Genomic DNA, 22,153 nt, shown 5'->3' with positions numbered 1-22,153 from the left:
CGTGGCGAGCAATCCTGGGGTGACCGTCGAGAGCACGGACCTGTTCGTCGGCACGGCTTCCGCACCACGCCAGCTGGTCCGGGTCACCATCGCGGTGCCCCGGCCGGAGTCGGCGTGGGTGCGGATCACCGGTCCGCTGGTCCGCACACCCGTGCCCGTGCGGGTGGCAGGAGGTCAGGACGAGGTCGTGGCCGAGATCGGCGTGGTGTTCTCCGCGCCGGTCACGGCGAGCACGGCCTATCCGGCGACCGTGCTCGTCGCGCCGGTCAGCGGTGCGCCGCCGTTCGCCTGGGACGTCACGGTGACCGTGGCGGAGACCGGGTGGACGATGTGGATGGTCTCGCACTTCCACTACGACCCGGTGTGGTGGAACACCCAGGCGGGCTTCACCGAGACGTGGCTCGACCTGCCGGGCGCGCAGGCGAAGCGGATGCCGTTCCAGCTCTCGGCGTTCGACCTGGTGCGCGCTCACCTCGACGCGGCCAGGACGGACGAGGACTACCGGTTCGTGCTCGCCGAGGTGGACTACCTCAAGCCGCACTGGGACGCGTTCCCCGGTGATCGGCACGATCTGCGGCGGTTCCTGCGCGAGGGCCGGATCGAGATCGTCGGCGGGAACTACAACGAGGCCAACACGAACCTGACCCACCCGGAGTCGACCGTGCGCAACGCGGTCTACGGGGTCGGTTTCCAGCGGGACGTGCTGGGCGCCGATCCGCAGTCGGCCTGGATGCTCGACGTGTTCGGGCACGACCCGTCGTATCCGGGGTTGATGGCGGACGCGGGGCTGTCGTCGAGCGTGTGGGCGCGCGGGCCGTGGCATCACGTGGGTGCCAAGCGGCACACCGGTGACATCACGCGGATGCAGTTCCCGTCCGAGTTCGAGTGGATCTCGCCGAGCGGGCGCGGGGTGCTCACCGCCTACCTGGCCGACCACTACGTGGCCGGGTGGGACATCGAGCGCAAGTCCACTTTGGATGAAGCGATGGCGGAGGCGTACCGGCAGTTCAGCTCGTTGCGTTCCGTTGCGGCCACCCGGAACGTGATGCTGCCGGTCGGGCACGACCACAACGTGCCGTCGCGGTTCTGCACCGAGATCCACCGCGCGTGGAACGAGAACTACGTCTGGCCGCGCTTCGTCGTCGGTCTCCCCCGTGACTTCTTCGCCGCCGTGCGTGCGGACGCTGCGGAGCGCTCGGTGACGTTCAGCCCGCAGACCAGGGACATGAACCCCGTCTACACCGGCAAGGACGTCTCGTACATCGACACCAAGCAGGCCCAGCGCGCTGCCGAGGTGGCGGTGCTCGACGGCGAGCGGATGGCGGCGCTGTCGACGTTGGTGGGCGCGGGCTATCCGGCGTTCGCGCTGGACAAGGCCTGGCGCCAGCTGGTCTACGGCGCGCACCACGACGCCATCACCGGCACCGAGTCCGACCAGGTCTACCTGGATCTGCTGACGGGGTGGCGGGAGGCGGACGAGCTCGGCCGTTCCGTCCTGCACGACGCCGTCTCACACCTGGCTTCCCGTGCCGACACCTCCGGTGAGGGCGAGGCGGTGATCGTCGTGAACTCGCTGGCGTTCCCGCGTGATGCCGTCGCGACGGTCGAACTTCGGCTGCCCGGTTTCAAGGGTGCTCGCGTCGTCGATCCCGATGGCGGTGACGTGGACGCGGTGACCGAGGCCGTGATCAAGCACCCGGACGGCACTCTCGAACTGACGCTCACGTTCCTGGCGCGGCAGGTTCCCGCGTCCGGTTACCGGGTGTACCGCGTGGTCGACGCCCCCAGGACGCCGCCGTACTGGATGCCGCAGAACGGTGTGACGATCGAGTCCGAGTCGTTCGTGGTCGAGGCCGATCCGGACCGCGGCGGTGCGTTGTCCCGCGTGTACGACCGTGTTACCGACCGAGAGCTGCTGCGCCCCGGCGGTCTCGCGGCGGAAATGCTGGTGCAGGAGGAACACCCCGGGCATCCGGTGTGGGGTGAGGGGCCGTGGCACCTGCTGCCCAAGGGTCCTGGAACGACCGCGGGGCCGGCCGTCGTGCGGGTCGAGACGAGTCCTGTCGGTGAACGCGTCATCAGCTCCTGCCAGCTCGGCGAGCTGCGGATCAGGCAGCAGGTCACGTTGTGGCACGGGCTGCCGCGGGTGGACATCCGGTCCTTCGTGGACGGTTCCATCGGCAAGGACCGGTTGCTGCGCAGCCGTTTCGGCTTCGACCTGCCCGGAGCGCTGCCCGTGGCCGAGGTCGGGTTCGCCGCGGTGGGCCGCTCGTTCGGCTTCCCGGACGTCGACGCGGCCACGCACCTCTGGACGCTGGACAGTCCCGCGCACACCTGGGCGGGCCTCTCCGCTCCCGTGCGGCTGAGGCTCTCCGACGGTGTTCTGCACGCCATCGGTGTCGCGGAGGTCGTCGCCGACGACGCGCGAGACCTGATGGCCGCGTTGGTGGCCAAGGGTGTCACGGCCACCTGCACCCGCCCGTCCGGACCTCGCTACGGCGATCTCGAGGTGGACTCCAACCTGCCCGACGTGCGGATCGTGGTGGGGGACAACGAGTTCACGGCGGCCGTGCTGGCCGATGCTCCCGAATGCCGCTCGGTGCTCGACGAGTTCGGCAGTGTGTTCGTGCCCGCCGCACGTCCGCGGGCCCAGCAGTGGGTGCCGGACGCCGACCTGCGCGGCCCGCGTGACCTTCCGGTGCTGATCGTGACGGACGTGCGGGCCCTGATCGACGACCTGGCCGACGCGTGCGTCGAGGTGCCCGGCAGCACCACCGATCCCGTCACCGACTACTCGGTGGCCGTCGTCAACCGCGGGACCCCGGGGTTCGTCGTGGCACCGGACGGCTCGCTGCACGTGTCGCTGATGCGGTCGTGCAGCGGCTGGCCCGCGGAGGTGTGGATCGACGGCGAGCGCCGCACGGTGCCGGACGGGTCCAGTTTCGCGTGGCAGCACTGGTCCCACACGTTCGACCTCAGCCTGGTCGCCGGCGCGGGCGACTGGCGTCAGGCCGGCTTCGCCCGCGCCGGCCAGGACGTCAACCACCCGCTGCACGCATGCCAGGTCCCGTCCACCGCCGGAGACCTGCCCGTCGAACTGAGCCTGCTGGCCGTGTCACCGCCGGAGGTGCTCCTGACCGCGGCGAAGATCCGCGGCAACCCGCTCGCGAGCGGCACGGACGACCACGGCTCGGACCTCGCGGTGCGGCTGTACGAGTCGACCGGAACCCCCGTGACCGCCACGGTGTCGCTGTACGGCGGCATGTCCGCGGCTCATCGGACGAACCTGCTGGAAGAACACGATCTCTCGCCGCTGACCGTCCACTCGGGTTTCGCCACGGTGGACCTGGGCGCAGCGGACGTGGCGACGCTCCGCCTGGTGCCCGCCACCGCGCGCCCCGGCACGCCGGTGGAGTCGGCCGAACCCGTCCAGCCCGTCTACACCCGCTACTGGCGCCACAACTCCGGTCCCGCTCCCCTCGGCAACCTGCCGGTGACCGTGCACGTCACCCCGTCCCTCACCCGGCTCGCTCCCGGCGCCAGAGGCCAGGCGCGGATCACCGTCAGCTGCGGCGCCACCCCGGCCAGGGGACGGCTGGAGTTCACCGACGGCCAGTCGTGGGACTACGACCTGGGCGCCGGCGAGTACGCCGAGTTCACCGCCATCCTGAAGGCCCGGCCAGGCCGGCACCTTCACGCCGCCCGCATCCGCGACCACCTCGGCCAGGTGCTGGAGGACAGCATCGAGGTCGTGTCCGGTCCCACCATGGACAGGGAACTGCTCGACGTCCAGCTCAGGGCAGGCGCCCTCCTGCTCGGGCCGAGCGAGCACGCACTCTTGCCGGTGACGCTGCAGAACCGCGTGCAGAGCGAGGTGCACGGCGAAATCACCGTGATCAGCCCGTTCGGCACCTGGGACGACGACGTGGCCATCGGTCCGCGCACGCAGCCGTTCGTGATCCCGCCGACAGGCAAGATCACCGTGCCCGTGACGGCCACCGCGGCACCCACCGCTCGTCGCGGCGCGCACTGGTGGGCGCTCGTGCGGGTGGCCGCCCACGGCAGGCTGTACTACTCCCCCGCGATCCCCGTCACCGTCCGGTAGGTGAAGCCGGAGAAGTCCGCCCACGATTCGCTCGGCACGCCATCGCTGGTCGCATAGAGTCCGATGTGGACACCTGTGAACCCGCCCGCGACCGGCGTGCTGAGGAACCGTCCGTCGAACGGCGCGCCGAGCGGCCGGCCGTCGACCAAGGCCTGGTGCTCCTGCCCGCGCGCCTCGATCCCCAGCCGCACGACACCCGCGCCGGCCTGGGTCTTGGCGAGCAGCTCGTCCTGACCGCCGACCCGGCGCACCAGGGTCACCTCGTGGTCCGCCCGAAGCAGCAGCCGTACGTGGAAGTCATTGCTCTGCAGCAGCACCAGACCCGCGGCCTCGCGAGGCCCCGCCGGCGAGAAGTCCACCTCGCACGAGACGTGGAACGACTGGTGCTGCTGGCGCCGCACCACGGCACTCGGGTTGACGAGGTCGGTGATCGACTCCGGACGCAGGCGCAGCCGCAGGTGGCCGGGCCGTTCGGTGAGCGACCAGAACTCCGACTCCGGTGTGCGCACGAACATCCAGGCCGGGTCGAGGGCCGGCGACGAGAAGTCGTCAGCAACCTCAGGCCACGGGTGCGCGGGCAGATCCGGCGCGGGATACGAGTCCTCGACCCGTCCGGTGCCGGGACTGAACACCGGACCATCGGCCTCCCACGACACCGGCACGAGGAAGGTCTCGCGGCCCAGGTTGTAGTAGTAGCCGCCGTACGGGCGCACGGCCAGCAACACCGCGTACCACTGGCCGTTCTGCGTGCACACGAGATCCGCGTGCCCGGCCGCGGCGATCGGGTGGTCCCGCCCGAGATGGCGGTGCGTGAGGACCGGATTCAGCTGCGAACCGCGGTACGGCCCGGTGACCTCGTCGGAGAACGCCACGACGACGGAGTGTTCGAAGTCCGTGCCGCCCTCGGCGCACACCAGCACGTACGTTCCGTCCACTTTGTACAGATGTGGTGCTTCGAGCCACCGGGAGTCCGCCATCGCACCGCGGAACACCACGTGCTCCTCACCGGTCAGCGACAGCGACGGCACGTCGAACTCGCGCAGGTAGACCTCGGTCCGTCCGTCGCGGATCTCCTGGGTGGCGGTCCACCACGCCCGGCCGTCGTCGTCGAAGAACAACGACGGGTCGAACCCGTCTGCCTCGGGCAGCCAGTGCGGCTCGGACCACGGACCGGCGGGATCACCAGCGGTCACGACGAAGTTGCCGCTCTCCGGGCTTTCGTGCACCAAGGTGCACACCACGTAGAACACGCCGTCGTGGTGGCGGATCGTCGGCGCGTACAGCCCGCCGGAGGCCCGCACGCCCTGCAACGGCAGCTGCGACGGCCGGTCCAGCACGTGACCGAGTTGGCGCCAGTGCACCAGGTCGCGGCTGTGGAAGACCGGCAGCCCCGGGAAGTACTCGAAGGTGGACGTGACGAGGTAGTAGTCCGGTCCCACCCGGCACACCGACGGATCGGGGTGTGAGCCGGGCAGGATCGGGTTCGAGAACAGTGCCAAGTGGACTCTCCAGCTACGGGTTGATCCTGGTGTAGGCCGGTTTCGGCCTCAGGTTCGTGTCGAACAGGCACGCGGCGCCCTCACCGGGGAACGTGCCCGGCACCCACGAGTGACGATCGGTGAAGCCCCACGTCGTGAACTCCACGCACCGCGGCACGGCGTGGCAGGCGTCCCAGATCTGCTTGTAGTAGCTCGCCTGGGTGTTCAGCTTCGCCGAGTCGGCCGGCAGCGGGATGCGCACGTCGGCCTCGGTGATCGCGATGTCGAGCCCGAGAGCGGCGAACCGCTCCATGTTCTGCCGGAAGCTCGTCGGGAACCCGTACTTCGTGGCCAGGTGCGTCTGGATGCCGATGCCGTCGATCGGCACGCCCTGCTGCTTCAACGTGCGCACCATGTTGTACAGACCGGTGCTCTTGGCGTTGATGCCCTCGGTGTTGTAGTCGTTGATGTAAAGCTTGGCCGACGGATCGGCCGCACGGGCCGCGCGGAACGCGTCGGCGACATAGCCGTCACCGAGCTTCTGCTGGAAGATCGACTGCCGCCGTGAGCCGTCCTCGTTGAACATCTCGTTGACGACGTCCCACGCCCGGATCCGACCGCGGTACCGGCCCATCTCCGTGTTGATGTGCTGCTGCACCACACTGCGCAGCTCGGACGAACCGAGGTTGTTCAACCAGCCGGGATACTGGCTGTGCCACACCAGCGTGTGCCCGCGCACGGTCTTGCCGTTCTGCTGGGCGTAGTTGACGATCGCGTCCGCGCCGCCCCAGTTGAACTGGCCGCGGTTCGGTTCGACGACCGCCCACTTCATCTCGTTCTCGGGTGTGACGTTGTCGAACTCGCGCGTCAGCACCGACCGGAAATCGGATTCGTTCAGGTTCTGGGCGGCCACCGCGCTGCCCACGTACCTGGTGGTGATGTCCTTCAACGGTCCCGCAGCCGATGCGGGAACCGCCTGGCCCGCCGCCATCACGGCCGCCGCCGCCGTGATCGCGAGAACCCGGGGTAAGCGCAACATCATTGTCGCTCCTTGAGGGGTGTTGTCTACAACCGCTTGCTCTCCGGCGGTCCGAGGTAGCTCGGTCGCAGACCGCCGGTGTCCACGACGAGCTTCTGCACGACGACGGTCGGATCGACCATCCAGAACCGGAGCACGTGCGGGCCGGGAGCGGCGATCACGTGCCTGGTGGGGGTGAGGTTCACGTTGTCGGAGGTGGTGCGTTCCCACTGACGGTTCATGCCCGTGTGGTCCGCACCGGTCGCCTTGATCACGTCCACGACCTGCGGTGTCGCGTCGTCGAACGAGACTGCGTAACGAAGTCCGGGCGTCGGCAGGACACCCGCGCGCGGCGAGAGATAGGCCCACACGGTGATCTCGCCCGGCGTGAGCAGGGTCATCCGGTACTCCAGCACGGGCCCGCGACCGGGCTCCTGGACCGCCGCCGTCACCGGGAACGGCTTCATGCCCGCACCGGTCCGGCCGATGCCGGGAATCCGTTGCCACCGCACGTCTCCCACGGCGGCGTTCGCGCTGAAGTGCTCGGCCTCCATCGACACGTAACCGTTGGCCTCGATGAAGCCCTCACGCCAGGCACGCGGCACGTCGGGATTGCTGACCACGGCCTGGACGGTCACCGTGCGACCGGCTCCGGAGACGGTGACCGGGACCCGGGTCGTGCCCTTCGGTGCCCGCGACCAGTCGACGTGCAGCTCCGCCCGCAACTGCTTGTCGACCCTGCCTCGGCCCGGCTGCACCACCAGCCACGGCACCCCGGCGCGGATCGTGCAGTCGAACGGCTGACCGCCGCGGTTGAAGACGTCGACGTACTGCTCCGGCTGGCTCTGGAACGGGCTGAACTCGGGCAGCACCGGGCTGTCCGAAGAGGACGGCCACCACTGATCGGAGCCGTCGATCGCCACGCCCATCTCGGCACCGGACGGCACCGGGATCCGGCGCACCGGAGGGAAGATCTCGTCGGGCAACGCGACGTTGTCCTTCTCCGGCTGCTGCCAGGGCGCGTTCGGGCCGTAGCGCTCGACGTCGCCGTACCCGATGTGGGGCTGGGTCTGGAAACCACGCCACTTGCCGCCCGCGACGACGGTGTTGTACCGCTCGGCCAGCGCGAGGTCGTCGGCGAACCGCGCCTCGGCGGTCGCGGCGAGATCGTTGGCCAGCGCGCGGCCCTGCTCCGCGTAGAAGATGTTCGTGAACTCCGCCCGGCGCAGCTCGTACAGGTTCGCCGTCGCCTTCACCTGGTACAGCACCAGTTCGAAGAACGCGTCCTGGTACGCCGCGGGAAGCCGTGCGGCGATGTGCTCGGCGCGCTCGGCGAGCTCACGCCACTCCTGCGTGACCCGCTCGATCTCGCGGTAGTGCACCAGGCTGAACGGCGTCGCCTTGTCGTCGTAGACGATCGACGTGCCGTCGAGCGTGATCCTGCGGTTGAGCAGCTCGGGTTTGCGGCGCGCCTGGAGCCTGCCGTAGGTGTTCAGCACCGCGGCGACGGCCACGGCGGTGCGCCTGCCGAAGTTCTGCTCGGCGAAGTCGCGCTCCCACACCGGCAGCTGTTTCAACGACATCGGCTTCCACGCCTGGTCGAGGAAGAACTGCGCGGGCAGCTCGTTGCCCTTGAAGTCGCCGACGTTGGCCACCCACAGCCGGGAGACGCCGTACTCGGCGGCCTGGTACAGCTGCTCCCACACGTTGGCGATCGCGCACGTGTCGACCCACTTGTAGTTGCGGCCGCCACCGACGTAGTCGAAGTGGTAGTAGAGACCGTATCCGCCCGCGCGGGGCGGCAACGACCGGTCCGGCAGCTTGCAGAGGTTGCCCCAGTTGTCGTCGGGGAAGACGACGGTGACGTGGTCCGGCGGGCGCAAACCCTTCTCCCAGTACCGCATCACCTCCTTGTAGAGCGTCCACACCTGCGGGACCGAGGCCGGGTCGCGGCCCGTCACGCGGGCCAGCACGTCCTGCTCCGCGGCCAGGATCGACCGCATCAGCTCGATGCTGTCGCCGTCGGGCAGGCGGGTGTCGCCGTTGCCGCGCATGCCGACGGTCACGACACCCTCGAAGTCGTCGTCGACCATGCGCCTGATGCCGTCGGCCCAGTAGGCGGTGATCGCCTCGGGGTTGCGGCGGAAGCTCCACTCCCCCGTACCGCCGTACGGGTCGTGGCCCGGCTTCACGATGTTGCCGTCGGCGTCGCGCTCGGCCGCCACGGCATGACGGTTCCACTCCTCGATCCCGCGCATCATCGGCGCTTCGTGCGAGGTGCCCATGACGATGCCGTAGCGCTTCGCGGTGGCGTGGTTGAGCGGGTCGTCCTCGGCGAACGCCCGGCCCCACACGGCGGGCCAGACGTAGTTCCCCCTGAGCCGCAGGACGGTCTCGAAGATCTTCTCCCAGAACTGGTGGTTGAACCCGTTGGGGAAGCCGGGTGCGTGACCGGGTCCGAAGTACCGGGGCGCCCAGGTGCCCAGGGCCGGGTTCTCGTCGTTGACGAAGATGCCGCGGTACTTGACGAACGGCGTGCCGAGGCTGTGCCGGTCCGCCTCCACGTGCAGCTCGTCGCGGTGCTCCACCGGCACGTCGTCCCACCAGTACCAGGGCGAGACGCCGATGGACCGGGAGAGGTCGTAGGCGCCGAAGATCGTGCCGCGCGGGTCGCTGCCGGTGATCACCAGAGCCCGCCTGCCCGCAGTCCGCACGACCTGCGTCAGCGAGGTCTCCCACTTCCCCTCGATGCCGGTGACGTCGAGCTTCCCGGCCGCGACCAGCTCGTCCACCAGGCGGCTGCGGCCGAGCGAGCCGACCAGCACGACGTCACCGCGCGCCGGAACGGTGTCGACGGCCAGCGCGGGTCTGACTCCGGTGACGCGCTCGATGTCGGCTTGCAGGTCTCCGGCGACCCGCACGACCCCGGGGTGATCGGAGTCGCTCACCACGATCGCGGTGGCCTTTCCCTTGGACACCAGCGGAAAGCGACCGGAGCCGCCGTCGTTCGACACACGTTCGGCCGCCGCCGCTGTGGTGCCGGTGGCGCCCACGGCCGTCAGCGCGGCCATCAGCTGCAGGAAGTTCCTTCTGGCGAGGGGTGAGGTCATCGTCGAACTACCTCCTCGGAAGCGGGTTCAGCCCTTGACCGACCCGGTGAGACCACCGACCATGCGGCGTTCGGCGAGCACGAAGAACGTGAGCGCGGGGATCATGGACAGCGCGGTGAAGGCGAGCACCTTCGCGGTGTCCTGGGTGTGCTCCGACTGGAACATCGCGACGCCCAGCGGCAGCGTGAAGTTCGCGGAGTTGTTGAACACGAGCAACGGCAACAGGTAGAAGTTCCAGCTGCTCACGAACGCGAGCACGGACACCGTCATCAGCGCGGGCCGGGACAACGGCAGCAGGATCCGCCAGAAGAAGCCGAGCTTGGCCGTGCCGTCGAGCAGCGCGGCGTCCTCCAGCTCACCCGGGATCGCGTGCATGAACGGCCGCAGGATCACGATCGTGATCGGCAGCGAGAACGCCGCCTCGGGAATCGCGACGCCGAGCGGGTTCTCCAGCAACCCGAGCAGGCGCAACCACAGGTACAGCGGCAGCGACGCCACGCCCAGCGGGAACAGCAGGCCGAGGGTGAACAGCGTGTAGAACGCCTCCCGGCCCCGGAAAGCGTAGCGGGACAGGGCGAACGCCGCCATCGAGCCGAGCACGACCGCGAGCGTCGTCGCGATCACCGCGATCAGCGCGCTGTTGCCGAGCAGCCGCCAGAACACCGGGGACGTCGCGACGTCCCGGTAGTTGTCCCACACCCACGGGCCGGGCAGGCCCGCCGGCGAAGAGTTGATCTGCGCCGTCGTCCGGAACCCGCCCAGCAGCACGAACAACAGCGGCACGATCGTGACGCCCACGACGGCGATCGCGGCCAGATAACCGACGGTGTTGCGACGTGACATGGTCAGTTCACCGCCCTGGTCTGCGCGCCCTCGGTGTCCCTGCGCAGCGCGTATCGCTGGTACAGCAACGCGAACGTGAAGCAGATGATGAAGAGGATCACCGCGACCGCACTGCCGAAGCCGAACTCGTAGCGCTTGAAGCCGTGGTCGGTCAGATAGCTCACCATCGTCGCGGACGCGTTCGCCGGCCCGCCGAGCGTCATGATCCAGACCAGGTCGAACAGCTGCAGCGATCCGATCACCGCGAGGAAGATCCACACCCGGATCGTCGGTCCCAGCAGGGGAAGCACGACGTGCCGGGTCGCCTGCCACGGACTCGCACCGTCGAGCGCGGCGGCTTCCCGCAGCTCGGCCGGGATGTTCTGGAGAGCGGCCAGCAGCAGGATCACGCCGAACCCGATGTACTTCCAGGTGATCACGACGAACAGCGTGTACAGCACGATCTTCGGGTCGGCGAGCCACTGTCGTACGAAAAAGCCGAGGCCCGCGCCGCGCAGCAGCTCGTCGATGAACCCACCCGGTTGCAGGATCAGCAGCCAGATCACCGCGGTGACGGCTTCCGACAGCACGTACGGCGCGAAGACCACCATCCGCAGGAAAGTCCGGCCGCGCAGCTTCCGGTTGAGCAGGAGCGCGAGGCCGATGCTCAACGGCAGCTGCACGATGATGGTGAGCGCGACGATGATCAGGTTGTGCCCGATGGCGCTCTGGAACACGTCACCGGAGAAGGCGTCGACGTAGTTGCCCAGGCCGACGAAGTCGGTCAGCGGGCCGAAGCCGTTCCACGAGTAGAGGCTGTAGTACGCGGCCACGCAGATCGGGATCAGCACGAACGCGGTGAACAGCACGAGAGCTGGCGCCAACAGGAACGCGAGCTCGAGACGGGTGCGGGAGCGGGACCGTCGCCGGGCGCCCCCAGCCGCGGGCGCGTGCGGGCTGGGGGCGGTCAACGGCCGCGAACTGGTCGCGGTGCTCATCATTTGTTCCCGGCAGCCGCCTGGCTCACCGACTTCACGATCGTGTCCGGCCCGCCCTGTCCGGCGAAGAAGTTCGCGATCGCGTCGTTGAGCGCCTGGCCGACGTTGGTCGGCATGGCGATGTCGAAGTAGAACTGCAGGTGCGGAGCCTTCGACACGTACTCCGAGATCTTCTTGTGCGTCTCGGTCTTCAGCGAGGCCACCGCGGCCGGGTGCACGGGCAGCCCGGAGCCCGTCGCGGCGAGCTTCTTCTGCACGTCCTCGCTGACCAGGTGGCCCAGGAAGTCCGCGCACGCCTTGGCGGCACGCGTGGTGCAGGAGAAGCCGTCACCGCCGCCGAGGACCGAGTTCGGGTCTCCCTGCCCGCCCGGCACCGCCGGGAACGGGAACCAGCCGATCTTCGAGTCCAGGTCCTTGTCCTCGGTCAGCGACTGCATCACGTCCGGGTTCCAGTCGCCCTGCAGCTCCATGGCGGCCTTGCCGGTCGCGAGCATGCCCGCCGAACTGCCCGCGCCCTGCTGGGCCGGGGTGCCGACGAAGCCGTCCTGGAACGGTTTGGTGTCGAGGAAGGCCTTCAGGTTCTCCCCCGCCTTGGTGAAGCACGGGTCCGCGAAGTCCTTCTTCTCGACCGCGGTCTTCAGCGAGTCGACGGAGCACTGGCGGATCGCGAAGTAGTTGAAGTAGAACGCGTCCGGCCAGCGGTCCTTGCCACCGACCGCGATCGGCACCAGGTTCGCGGTCTTCAGCTTGGTGACCGCCGTGTTCAGCTCGTCCAACGTGGACGGCGGACTGGTGACGCCGGCGGTGGCGAAGAGGTCCTTGCGGTACCAGAACCCGACGGCGTGCATCTGGTACGGCACGCCGTACTGCTTGCCGCCGGACTGCCAGCCCTGGGCCGCCTGGCCCAGTGGGCCGATCCAGCCCGACGACGCCTGGGTGATGTCGGCGAGCTTGCCGGAGCTCAGCTGCGAGGTGAGTGACCCGCCACCCCACTGCTGGAAGATGTCCGGTGGTGTGTTGCCCTGCAGCGCGAGCGGCACCTTGGTCTGGAACTGCTCGTTCTGCAGCGGTTCGATCGTGAACGACACGTCCGGGTGCGCCTTGTGGAAGTCGTCGGCGATCGACTGCCAGATCGACTTCATCGGTTCGGTCGTGCGGTTGTGCCACCAGGTGAGGGTCACCGGTCCGTTGGCAGACGCATCACCGCCGGAGCCGCTGCACGCGGCGAGCAGGAGGGTCGCCGCGGCGGCGAAAGCGACGGACAACTTGTGCGAACAACGCATTTGGTCCACTCCTGACGACGTCGGCCGAGTGTGACGATCCGCGACGGTGCGCGACGGCTAGTGAGAATTCCGCGTCGATCTCGCCGTGTCAATCGTTGTCGATAACGTTTTACATCGCTAGCCTGACCCGGTGCCTCCTCGCTCTCGTGTCACCATCCGTGACGTCGCGGCTCACGCCGGCGTCTCGGTCGCGACCGTCTCCAAGGTCCTGAACCAGCGCTACGGCGTCGCCGCCGAGACGCTCGCGCGGGTGCAGCAGGTGATCAAGGAGCTGGGCTACGAGGCGAGCCTGGTCGCGCAGAGCCTGCGCAACCACCGGACCAACGTGATCGGCATCCTGGTCGCGGACATCGAGCCGTTCAGCACCGAACTGCTCAAGGGCGCGGCGGACGCGCTGCGCGGCACCGGTTTCGAGCTCGTCGTGTACTCGGCCGGCGGGCGCACCGGTGACCCGCAGGGCTGGGAACACCGCTACCTGACCAGACTCAGCGGCACGCTCGTCGACGGCGCCGTGCTGGTCACGCCCGCCGTCGACCTCGAAGGACTGCCCGGCACCCCGGTCGTCGCGGTCGACCCGCACACCGGCCGCTCGCCGCTGCCCACCGTCGACTCGGACAACCTGCACGGCGGTCAGCTCGCGACCGAGCACCTCCTGGAGCTGGGACACCGCCGGATCGCCCTGCTCACCGGCCGCGAGGACCTGAAGTCGGCCCAGCAACGTGAAACCGGCTACCGGCGCGCCCTCGCCGCCGCGGGTGTGACGGTCGACGAGAGCTTGATCCGCCGCGGTGACTACGACCACGACATCGCCGCCGAGTCGGCACGGGAGCTGTTGTCCGGCCCCGACCGGCCGACGGCGGTGTTCGCCGCCAACGACATCACGGCCATCGCGACCATCGAAACGGCCGGCGAGCTGGGCCTGCGGGTGCCGGAAGACCTCTCGGTGGTCGGCTTCGACAACATCCCGGAGTCCGCCCTGTGCACCCCGCCGCTGACGACGGTGGGGCAGCCGATCCGGGAGATGGGCCGCCGCGCGATCACGTTGCTGGTGCGGCTCATCAACGGCGAGCAGCCGGACGAAACGCACATCACGCTCGGCACCGAGCTGATCGTGCGTCACTCGGCGCGCGCGTTGTCATCCTGACTCCTCACCGAAGACAGGCGGTTCCCGTGACGACCGAAGCCACCACGCCGGACGAGCGCTGGCGCGACCCGCTCGTCTCCGCGGCCGAGCGCGTGCGAGACCTGATGGCGCGCATGACCCCGCGCGAGAAGGTCGCGCAGCTGTACGGCGTCTGGGTCGGCATCGACTCCGGCGGCGAGGTGGCGCCGCACCAGCACGACTTCGTGGCCGAGCTGGACTTCGACGACCTGCAGCAACACGGCATCGGCCAGCTCACCCGCGTGTTCGGCACCCGCCCGATCGCGCCGGAGGTGGGCGCGCACAGCCTCGCCCGCACCCAGCGGCAGATCATCGAGGGCGGCCGGTTCGGGATTCCCGCGGTGGTGCACGAGGAGTGCCTCACCGGACTGGCCGCGTGGCAGGCGACGGTGTACCCGTCACCGCTGTGCTGGGGGGCGAGCTTCGAGCCGGACCTGGTGCGGCGCATGGCAGAGCTCATCGGCCGGTCGATGCGCCGGCTCGGCGTGCACCAGGGCCTGGCCCCGGTCCTCGACGTCACGCGGGACCTGCGGTGGGGTCGCGTCGAGGAGACCATCGGCGAGGATCCGCACCTCGTCGGCACGCTCGGCGCCGCCTTCGTCACCGGCCTGGAGTCAGCCGGAATCGTGGCCACCCTGAAGCACTTCGCTGGCCACTCGGCCTCCCGGGCGGGCCGCAACCTCGCACCGGTGTCCATCGGCCCGCGCGAGATGGCCGACGTGATCCTGCCGCCGTTCGAGATGGCGCTGCGGGCGGGCGCGCGGTCGGTGATGAACTCCTACTCCGGCGTCGACGGAGTGCCGGTCGCCGCCGATCCCACGATCCTGACCGACCTGCTGCGCGGTGAGTACGGCTTCACCGGAACCGTGGTCGCGGACTACTTCGCCGTGCCGTTCCTGCACATGCTGCACGGCGTCGCCGCCGGCCGCGAGGACTCGGCCGGGCAGGCGCTGACCGCGGGCATCGACGTCGAACTGCCCACTGTGGACTGTTACGGCGACCCCTTGCTGGCCGCGGTGGAGTCTGGCGCGGTCGACGGCGCACTGGTGGACCGGGCGCTGGAACGCGTGCTGCGTCAGAAGTGCGAGCTCGGGCTGCTCGACCCCGGCTACTCCCCCGAGCCCGCCACCGATCTCGACCTCGACGACGAGGACTCCCGCACGCTGGCAGGCAAGCTGGCCGAACGCTCGATCGTGTTGCTGCACAACGACGGTGTGCTGCCGCTGGCCGAACGGCGGCGCGTCGCCGTCATCGGGCCGCGAGCCAACGACCCCGGCGCGATGATGGGCTGCTACGCGTTCCCGTTGCACGTCGGTGTGCACCATCCGGACGTGCCGATGGGCATCGAGGTGCCGACCGTGCTGGACCGCCTGCGCCCCGACCACGACGTCACGTTCGCACTGGGCTGCCCCGTCCTCGGCGGCGGCGACGAGGAGATCCTGGAGGCCGTCGAGACCGCCCGGCACGCGGAGGTCTGCGTCGCGGTGCTCGGCGACCAGGCAGGCCTGTTCGGCGGCGGCACGTCCGGCGAGGGCTGCGACGCCGCCGATCTGAAGTTGCCCGGCAGGCAGGAAGAGCTCCTCGAGGCGCTGCTCGCCACCGGCACCCCGGTCGTCCTGGTGCTGCTGTCGGGGCGTCCCTACGAACTGTCCCGGCAGATCGACCGTCTCGCCGCGGTGGTGTGCGGCTTCTACCCCGGCGAGGAAGGCGCCGCCGCGGTCGCCGGTGTCCTCAGTGGACGGATCAACCCGTCCGGCAGGCTCCCGGTGAGCTTCCCCGGTCCGGGCGCGAGCCAGCCGGCCACCTACCTCACCGCCGCGCTCGGCGCCCGCAGCGAGGTCAGCACCGTCGACCCGACGCCGCTGTTCCCGTTCGGGCACGGCCTGTCCTACGCCCCCGCCGCCTGGGTGAGCGTCACCGCGCAGTCACACGCGTGGCCGACCGACGGAACCTGCCGGGTGGTCGCGGTCCTGCACAACGGCACCGAGACCAGCACCAGCGAGGTCGTCCAGATCTACCTGCACGACCCGGTGGCCGAGGTCGCCCGGCCGATCCGGCAGCTGATCGGTGCGGTGAAGGTCGACCTCGCGCCCGGCCAGACGCGCACGGTCACGGCGGTCCTGCACGCCGACCTGACCGCCTACACCGGGCGGGCCGGTCACCGGCAGGTCGATCCCGGTGAGGTCGAGCTGCACGTCGGCAGGTCCAGCGCGGACATCGACACGACCGTGCGCCTGACGATGACCGGGCCTCCCCGTCGCGTCGGATTCGACCGCGCGTTCACGCCGGAGTTCGAGCTCGAGGCCTGACAGCGTTCGACGGTCATCCTCACGGCAAGGCTCAAGGTCGACTGTTAGCGCTAACATGACGGGATGCAGCGTTCTGACACCGTCGCCCCCGCGGTCAGCAGCGAGCACTTCGGCAAGGTTGGCGACACCGACGTGCACCGCTACGTGCTGGCCAATCCGGGCGGGATCACCGTGCGGGTGCTGGACCTCGGCGGCGTGGTCCAGTCGATCGACGCCCCGGACCGCCACGGCTCGCTCGCGAACGTGGTGCTCGGGTTCGCAGACCTCGACGGCTACGTGGCCAACAACCGGCCGGACGCGGGCCGGGTGTTCTTCGGTGCCCTGATCGGCCGCTACGCCAACCGGATCGGCGGCGCGAAGTTCAGCCTGGACGGCGAGCAGTACGAGGTCGACGCCAACGAGAACGCCAACTGCCTGCACGGCGGCGGCGGAGGTTTCGACACGCACGTCTGGCAGGCGAGCCCGTTCACCGACGACACCGGCGCCGGTGTGCGGCTCAGCCACGTCAGCCCGGACGGCGACCAGGGCTTCCCCGGCCGCGTCACGACCGCGGTGACGTACCACCTCGACGCGCGCGACCGGCTGACCATCAGCTATCGCGCGGAAACCGACGCGCCGACCGTGCTGAACCTGACGAACCACACGTACTGGAACCTGGCGGGCGAAGGTTCCGGCGACATCTACGACCACCTGCTGACGATCCGCGCGGGTTCGTTCTGCGCGGTCGACGACTCGCTGATCCCCGACGGCGATCCGGTCCCGGTCGGCGGGACCCCGTTCGACTTCCGCGAGCCGACGCCGATCGGGGCGCGCATCGAGTCACCTGATCCCCAGCTGCGGATCGCGCACGGGTACGACCACAACTGGGTGCTCGACGAGGCCGGGCAGCTCGCGTTCGCCGCGCGGGCGCACGATCTCGGTTCTGGCCGGATGCTCACCACGTACACGACCGAGCCGGGTCTGCAGTTCTACTCCGGCAACTTCCTGTCCGACGCGCTGGTCGGCACGAGCGGCCGGCCGTACCGCCGCGGCGCGGGTTTCGCGTTGGAGGCACAGCACTTCCCCGACTCGCCGAACCGCCCCGACTTCCCGAGCACGGTGTTGCGGCCGGGCGAGACCTACCACCAGGAAACGGTTTACGAGCTGACTACGCACTGATGCCCGGTCGAATTCGAGTCGAAGAAGTGCTCGGGATTGCCTGCACCGCAACGGTTCCATCACGCTGACTGAATGACCTCAGCGGTATCGGCCGTAGCGGTGCTCCTCCTCGGCACGCTCGTCGCGCCGGCCGCGGCCACCGCGGTGACCATCGACGGCGCCCGGCCGCACCAGCAGATCGACGGCTTCGGGTTCTCGGAGGCGTTCGGCCGCGCCGAGATCATGCACGGCTCGCAGAGCCTGTCCGCGCCGAAGCAGCGGGAGATCCTCGACCTGCTGCTGTCGCGCACCACCGGCGCCGGCATGTCCGTCGTGCGGCTGGGCATCGGGTCGACGTCCGCGAACTCCATCCAGCCCGCCGATCCTGGCGGCCCGAACGCGGTCCCCCGTTACGTGTGGGACCGTGACGACGAGAGCCAGGTCTGGCTCGCCCAGCAGGCCAAGGCTTACGGCGTGAACCGCTTCTACGCCAACGCGTGGAGCGCGCCCGGTTACATGAAGACCAACGGGGACGAGGCCAACGGCGGCAGCCTCTGCGGGCTGTCCGGCGCGTCCTGCGCGAGCGGCGACTGGCGCCGCGCCTACGCGAACTACCTGGTGCAGTACGCCAAGTTCTACGCCCAGGAAGGCATCGGGATCACCGACATCGGGTTCACCAACGAACCCGACTACACCTCCGACTACTCGTCGATGCGCTTCACCCCGGCCCAGGCGGCGGAGTTCGTCAAGGTGCTCGGGCCGGTCGCCTCCGGACTGAAGGTCGCGTGCTGCGACTCGTTCGGCTGGAACCAGCAAAGCGCCTACACGCGGGCGATCGAGGCCGACGCGGCCGCACGCGCCATCGTCGCCACGCACACCGGCCACACCTACGCGTCGCAGATCACCGGCCCACTCCCGACGAACCGCCGCACCTGGATGTCGGAGTGGTCTCCGAACGGCACGACGTGGAACGAGAACTGGGACGACGGCAGCGGCTACGACGGCTTCACCATCGCCAAGGCCGTGCACACCGCGCTCACCACAGGCAACGTCAACGGCTACGTGTACTGGTACGGCGCTTCGGTCGGCGCCACCCGCGGCCTCATCCAGATGGACGGCGACGGCTACCGCGTGTCGAAGCGGTTGTGGGCGCTGGCGAACTACAGCCGGTTCGTCCGTCCTAACGCGACTCGGATCGACGCGACCTCCTCCGGTGACCTGCTGATGTCCGCGTTCCGCAACACCGACGGCACCCTCGCCGTCGTCGCGCTCAACACGGGCACCAGCGCGGGCTCGGTCTCGTACGCGCTCAAGAACGTCGCCGCCTCCACCGCGACGCCGTACCTGACCAGCACGACGGGCAGCACCACGGCCCAGTCCCCCGTCCGCGTCACGCGCGGCACGTTCACCGCGACCGTGCCCGCGCGATCGCTGGTCACCTACCGGATCACGCCGTGATCGCACCCCGATAGTCCGATCAGACCACCATTCGAATGTATTCGACACCTCGCGTGAACATGTGAATTCTTGCTCGGCGGCAATTTCTACAACTCACCGTTGCTACTCCCTAGTATCGAGCCGGTGAGCGCCGACTCGAGTGATTCTTCGTCGCCTGGCAAACCTGAGAGGCTGACAGCGGCGAATGCCATTCGAGCCGCAACGGAGCAATTCGGTGCTCTGCTCGGAAGAGCCCCTGAGGCCGTTTCGGGGATTCGCGCTCTGCCGGACGGCGGCTGGTCGGTGCTGATCGACGTCGTCGAGCTCGAACGCATCCCCGCCACTACCAGCATCATGGCCACCTACCGCGTCGACGTCGACGCCGCAGGTGAGCTGTCCGGCTGTGAGCGGCTCCGGCGCTACACCCGCGGGACGACCGACATGTGACGGGGACGGATTCGCACGTGGAAAACAGACACACCTCGCTGGCCGACACATTGGAACGGGTTCTGGACAAAGGCGTCGTCATCGTAGGTGACATCGCCGTGTGCGTAGTGGACATCGAGCTGCTCACACTGCGAGTGCGCTTGTTCATCGCATCCGCGCAGACCGCTCGTGAAATGGGAATGGACTGGTGGGCGAACGATCCGTTCTTCTCGCCGAAAGTGGTGGACCGAATGGCCGAGATGAAAGACCTCACCCAGCAGAACGCGGAACTGCGCGATCGCCTCGCGGTGCTCGAACGCGCGCTCGGGGAGAGACGCTCGTGAACCGCGGCCTGTACGCCTACGCGATCACCAGGGACAGACCAGCGGAGGTGACCGGGGCCTGGCTGATAGGCCACCGGGACCTGGCGCTGGTCGTGGCGGAGGTGGACCTCGACCGGTTCACCGGACTGGACTTCGACGAACCCGCCGAGGACAGCCCACTGGCCGTGCTGGCCCGTGAACATGATGCCGTTGTGCGCGCGGTGTTCCGGCACGAACCCGTGCTGCCGTTGAGGTTCGGCACCGTCCTGGAGGGCACCGACGCCGCACTCCGGTTGCTCGCTGTCCGCCACGACGAGGCGCTGGCCCGTCTGCACCAGGTCGAGGGGCGGCGGGAGTGGGGCGTCCGCGTCCGGGCCGCTGCGCGGAAGCCGGTGGAGCTGGACGGCCTGTCGGGAACGGCCTACCTGACCCTGCGGCGCCGCAACCTGACCGCCGCCGACGACACCCGGCGCGATGCCGCGGCCCTGCACGAGGAACTGACGCGCGCCGCCGCCGAGAGCACCCGCCGCGATCTCGCGGGTGACGTGCTGCTCGATGCGGCCTACCTGGTCGACGCCGGGCGCGAGGACGACTTCCACGCCGAGATCCACCGTCTGAGCGGCGAACTGGGCCTGTCGGTGGAGATCACCGGGCCGTGGCCGCCGTACTCGTTCACGACCATGGAGCTCGCCGATGCCTGACCACAGCACCGCGAGCCTGGTCGACCTGCTCGACCGCGTCGTGCACCGGGGTGCGGTCGTCCGCGGCGACGTCGTCATCACGCTCGCGGGCGTCGAGCTGATCCGGCTCGACCTGCGCCTGTTGCTGATGGGCATCGGCGGGTGAGCGGGCAGGACGCCGGCCGAGCGCTCGGCCGGATCGTCGTGGCCGTGCTGGAGATCGTGTGTGAACTGCTCGAACGTCAGGCGCTGCGCCGGGTGGACGCGGGCACCCTGACCGACGAGCAGGTGGAGAACGTCGGCCAGGCCCTGATCTCGCTGCAACGCCAGTTCGCGGCGCTGCGGGAAGCACTCGGGGAGCCGGACTCCTCGGGCGTGCGGCTCCCGGTCGACATCGCGAGTCTGCTGGACGATGAGAGGACATCGCTGTGACCGCTCCTGCCATTCCGAACTCCGGCGGCCTGGCCGACGTGCTGAACGTCCTGCTGGACAAGGGACTCGTGATCGACGCGTCGGTGCGGGTCTCTTTGATCGGCATCGAGATCCTCGCCATCGACATCAAGGTCGTGATCGCGAGCGTGGACACCTACATCCGTTACCTGGAAGCGATGCAACGGCTAGAGGCGGTGCGCCGGGGCATGTCGGCGCCGCCGGTGTCCCAGGGCATCGGCGGCACCTATGGGCTGCTGGCCTCCGCGGTACCGGCCGTGGTCACCCCTGCCATGGTCGCCCCGACGCCGATCGCCGTTCCGACGCAGGCGGAGGAACCGCAGCAGTGAGCCTGCGCCTGCATGGTGTCGTGCGAGCGCGCCACCGGTGGCCCGACGGCTCACCGTTCCGGCTGATCGTGGTGGACGACCTCGCTGTCGTGGTGAGCGACCACCACAGCGAGCTCACCGAACAGGACGCCACCGCGAATCTGGCCGGGCTGTGCGCGCTGCTGCTCGCCGGACCGGTGCTGCCGCTGCGCATCGGAACCGTCGCGGTGGACGAGGAAGCCGCCCGTGCCGCCGTGCTCGCGCTGACGGTGCCGGCCCTGCGCGCACACCTGGAGCGGCTCGACGGCCTGGCCGAAATGCATGTGCGACTGGCGTTCGACGAGGAGACGGCGCTGCGGGCGGTGTTCGACGAGGGTGCGTTCACGGGCGGCGGCCGCGACCTCGCCTCCACCATCGGGAGGGGCGAACAGATCGCCCAGGCGGTCGCGGCGTGGCGCGGGAAGCAGGCGGACGCCCTGCTCGCTCCGGTGTCGGCCCTCTCCCGGTCGGTGGCGATGCTCGACGCGCGCGAACACACCGAGGATCTCCGCGCGTTCCTCGTTCCGCTGGACCAGGCCGAAGCCGTGCGTACAGCGGTGGCCGGGTTCGACGGCGTCGTGGCGACCTGCACCGGTCCGCTGCCCGCGTTCCACTTCCTGGACCTGGCACCACAACCCGTGTCCCGCTGGGGCTGGTGAGGCGGTCTAATTCACCCCGGCGGTCCGTCGCCCTGCCACGAACCACAGCACACTGCCCAGGAACGGCAACGCGAACACCACGAGCAGCCAGAGAATCTTGGCACCGCACCCGATCGGCGCGCCCAGCACGCTCACCAGCGCGGCGATCCAGAAGATCAGGAGCGCGGCGGCCAGGAGCAGGGCGAGCACGAGGCCGCCGCCCTCGAGCAACCGGGCGTTCTGATCGGACAGGGCCGGCACGACCTGATGTGACATGACGCCGAGGTTAGGTCCGTTCGGACGCATCGGGCATCGGCCTGAGGGACGATCGTCCGTCCTACCTGGAGTGGACGACCTGATGTGCCCTCGACGCCTCGACGGCCGGCGCGACAGGCCGGGCGGGTGATGATCGACAACGCTGGCCCGGCCT

Annotated in this window: 19 protein-coding genes; 12 read left to right on the top strand and 7 right to left on the bottom strand. The window is 69.4% G+C overall.

Annotation, left to right across the window (positions count from 1 at the left end; genetic code table 11):
• Position 1 precedes the first annotated feature (1 nt).
• Positions 2–4,105, top strand: a complete 4,104-nt coding sequence (locus ABZ345_RS01025) for a hypothetical protein (RefSeq protein ID WP_359841597.1) — start codon at positions 2–4, stop codon at positions 4,103–4,105.
• On the opposite strand, the gene ABZ345_RS01020 is transcribed toward ABZ345_RS01025, so the two are convergent.
• The 6 genes from ABZ345_RS01020 to ABZ345_RS00995 are packed head-to-tail and all read right to left on the bottom strand — an operon-like array spanning position 4,072 to position 12,814.
• Complete coding sequence (locus ABZ345_RS01020; protein ID WP_359841595.1) at positions 4,072–5,604, bottom strand: glycoside hydrolase family 43 protein; 1,533 nt, start codon at positions 5,602–5,604, stop codon at positions 4,072–4,074. The two genes, ABZ345_RS01025 and ABZ345_RS01020, sit on opposite strands and share 34 nt — an antisense overlap.
• Positions 5,605–5,617: 13 nt before the next feature.
• Positions 5,618–6,622: an endo-1,4-beta-xylanase gene (locus tag ABZ345_RS01015; RefSeq protein WP_359841593.1), complete on the bottom strand. Its 1,005-nt coding sequence runs from the start codon at positions 6,620–6,622 to the stop codon at positions 5,618–5,620.
• Positions 6,623–6,648: 26 nt separating this feature from the next.
• Positions 6,649–9,711, bottom strand: a complete 3,063-nt coding sequence (locus ABZ345_RS01010; protein ID WP_359841591.1) for a glycosyl hydrolase 115 family protein — start codon at positions 9,709–9,711, stop codon at positions 6,649–6,651.
• 27 nt (positions 9,712–9,738) lie between these two features.
• A complete protein-coding gene (locus ABZ345_RS01005) occupies positions 9,739–10,554 on the bottom strand; it encodes a carbohydrate ABC transporter permease (RefSeq protein ID WP_359841589.1) in 816 nt (271 codons plus the stop codon).
• Between the two features lie 2 nt (positions 10,555–10,556).
• Positions 10,557–11,531, bottom strand: a complete 975-nt coding sequence (locus ABZ345_RS01000) for a sugar ABC transporter permease (RefSeq protein WP_359841587.1) — start codon at positions 11,529–11,531, stop codon at positions 10,557–10,559.
• Positions 11,531–12,814, bottom strand: coding sequence for an extracellular solute-binding protein (locus ABZ345_RS00995; protein ID WP_359841586.1), 1,284 nt, complete (start codon positions 12,812–12,814; stop codon positions 11,531–11,533). Before ABZ345_RS00995 ends, ABZ345_RS01000 begins: the two co-directional genes overlap by 1 nt.
• Before the next feature lie 130 nt (positions 12,815–12,944).
• Here ABZ345_RS00995 and ABZ345_RS00990 point away from each other — a divergent pair, with 130 nt between their 5' ends.
• The 11 genes from ABZ345_RS00990 to ABZ345_RS00940 all read left to right on the top strand — a co-directional run bounded on the left by ABZ345_RS00990 (position 12,945) and on the right by ABZ345_RS00940 (position 21,744).
• Positions 12,945–13,958: a LacI family DNA-binding transcriptional regulator gene (locus ABZ345_RS00990; protein WP_359841584.1), complete on the top strand. Its 1,014-nt coding sequence runs from the start codon at positions 12,945–12,947 to the stop codon at positions 13,956–13,958.
• Between the two features lie 26 nt (positions 13,959–13,984).
• A complete protein-coding gene (locus ABZ345_RS00985; RefSeq protein ID WP_359841582.1) occupies positions 13,985–16,285 on the top strand; it encodes a glycoside hydrolase family 3 N-terminal domain-containing protein in 2,301 nt (766 codons plus the stop codon).
• 63 nt (positions 16,286–16,348) lie between these two features.
• Positions 16,349–17,443 (top strand): aldose epimerase family protein, encoded by a 1,095-nt coding sequence (locus tag ABZ345_RS00980; RefSeq protein ID WP_359841581.1) that lies wholly within the window; start codon positions 16,349–16,351, stop codon positions 17,441–17,443.
• Between the two features lie 72 nt (positions 17,444–17,515).
• Entirely contained in the window at positions 17,516–18,880 is a 1,365-nt protein-coding gene (locus ABZ345_RS00975; RefSeq protein ID WP_359841579.1) for a glycoside hydrolase, read from the top strand.
• A 123-nt stretch (positions 18,881–19,003) separates the two neighbouring features.
• Positions 19,004–19,306 carry a gas vesicle protein gene (locus ABZ345_RS00970; RefSeq protein WP_359841577.1) on the top strand — a complete coding sequence of 101 codons (303 nt, stop codon included), beginning with the start codon at positions 19,004–19,006 and terminating at the stop codon, positions 19,304–19,306.
• Positions 19,307–19,323: 17 nt separating this feature from the next.
• Positions 19,324–19,629, top strand: a complete 306-nt coding sequence (locus ABZ345_RS00965) for a gas vesicle protein (RefSeq protein ID WP_359841575.1) — start codon at positions 19,324–19,326, stop codon at positions 19,627–19,629.
• Positions 19,626–20,309 carry a GvpL/GvpF family gas vesicle protein gene (locus ABZ345_RS00960; RefSeq protein WP_359841573.1) on the top strand — a complete coding sequence of 228 codons (684 nt, stop codon included), beginning with the start codon at positions 19,626–19,628 and terminating at the stop codon, positions 20,307–20,309. Before ABZ345_RS00965 ends, ABZ345_RS00960 begins: the two co-directional genes overlap by 4 nt.
• Positions 20,302–20,454, top strand: coding sequence for a gas vesicle protein GvpJ (gene gvpJ / locus ABZ345_RS00955; RefSeq protein WP_359841571.1), 153 nt, complete (start codon positions 20,302–20,304; stop codon positions 20,452–20,454). Before ABZ345_RS00960 ends, gvpJ (ABZ345_RS00955) begins: the two co-directional genes overlap by 8 nt.
• A complete protein-coding gene (gene gvpK / locus ABZ345_RS00950; protein WP_359841569.1) occupies positions 20,451–20,720 on the top strand; it encodes a gas vesicle protein GvpK in 270 nt (89 codons plus the stop codon). Before gvpJ (ABZ345_RS00955) ends, gvpK begins: the two co-directional genes overlap by 4 nt.
• Positions 20,717–21,067: a gas vesicle protein GvpJ gene (gvpJ, locus tag ABZ345_RS00945; RefSeq protein ID WP_359841567.1), complete on the top strand. Its 351-nt coding sequence runs from the start codon at positions 20,717–20,719 to the stop codon at positions 21,065–21,067. The genes gvpK and gvpJ (ABZ345_RS00945) overlap by 4 nt, the downstream gene beginning before the upstream one ends.
• Complete coding sequence (locus ABZ345_RS00940) at positions 21,064–21,744, top strand: GvpL/GvpF family gas vesicle protein (protein WP_359841565.1); 681 nt, start codon at positions 21,064–21,066, stop codon at positions 21,742–21,744. The genes gvpJ (ABZ345_RS00945) and ABZ345_RS00940 overlap by 4 nt, the downstream gene beginning before the upstream one ends.
• Positions 21,745–21,750: 6 nt before the next feature.
• On the opposite strand, the gene ABZ345_RS00935 is transcribed toward ABZ345_RS00940, so the two are convergent.
• Positions 21,751–21,999, bottom strand: coding sequence for a PLD nuclease N-terminal domain-containing protein (locus ABZ345_RS00935; protein ID WP_359841563.1), 249 nt, complete (start codon positions 21,997–21,999; stop codon positions 21,751–21,753).
• Between the last annotated feature and the right edge of the window lie 154 nt (positions 22,000–22,153).

The organism is Lentzea sp. NPDC005914 (assembly GCF_040629405.1).
Lineage (GTDB): Bacteria > Actinomycetota > Actinomycetes > Mycobacteriales > Pseudonocardiaceae > Lentzea.
Note: the sequence above shows the minus strand (reverse complement) of the source record. Positions and strands in the feature narration are given on the sequence as shown.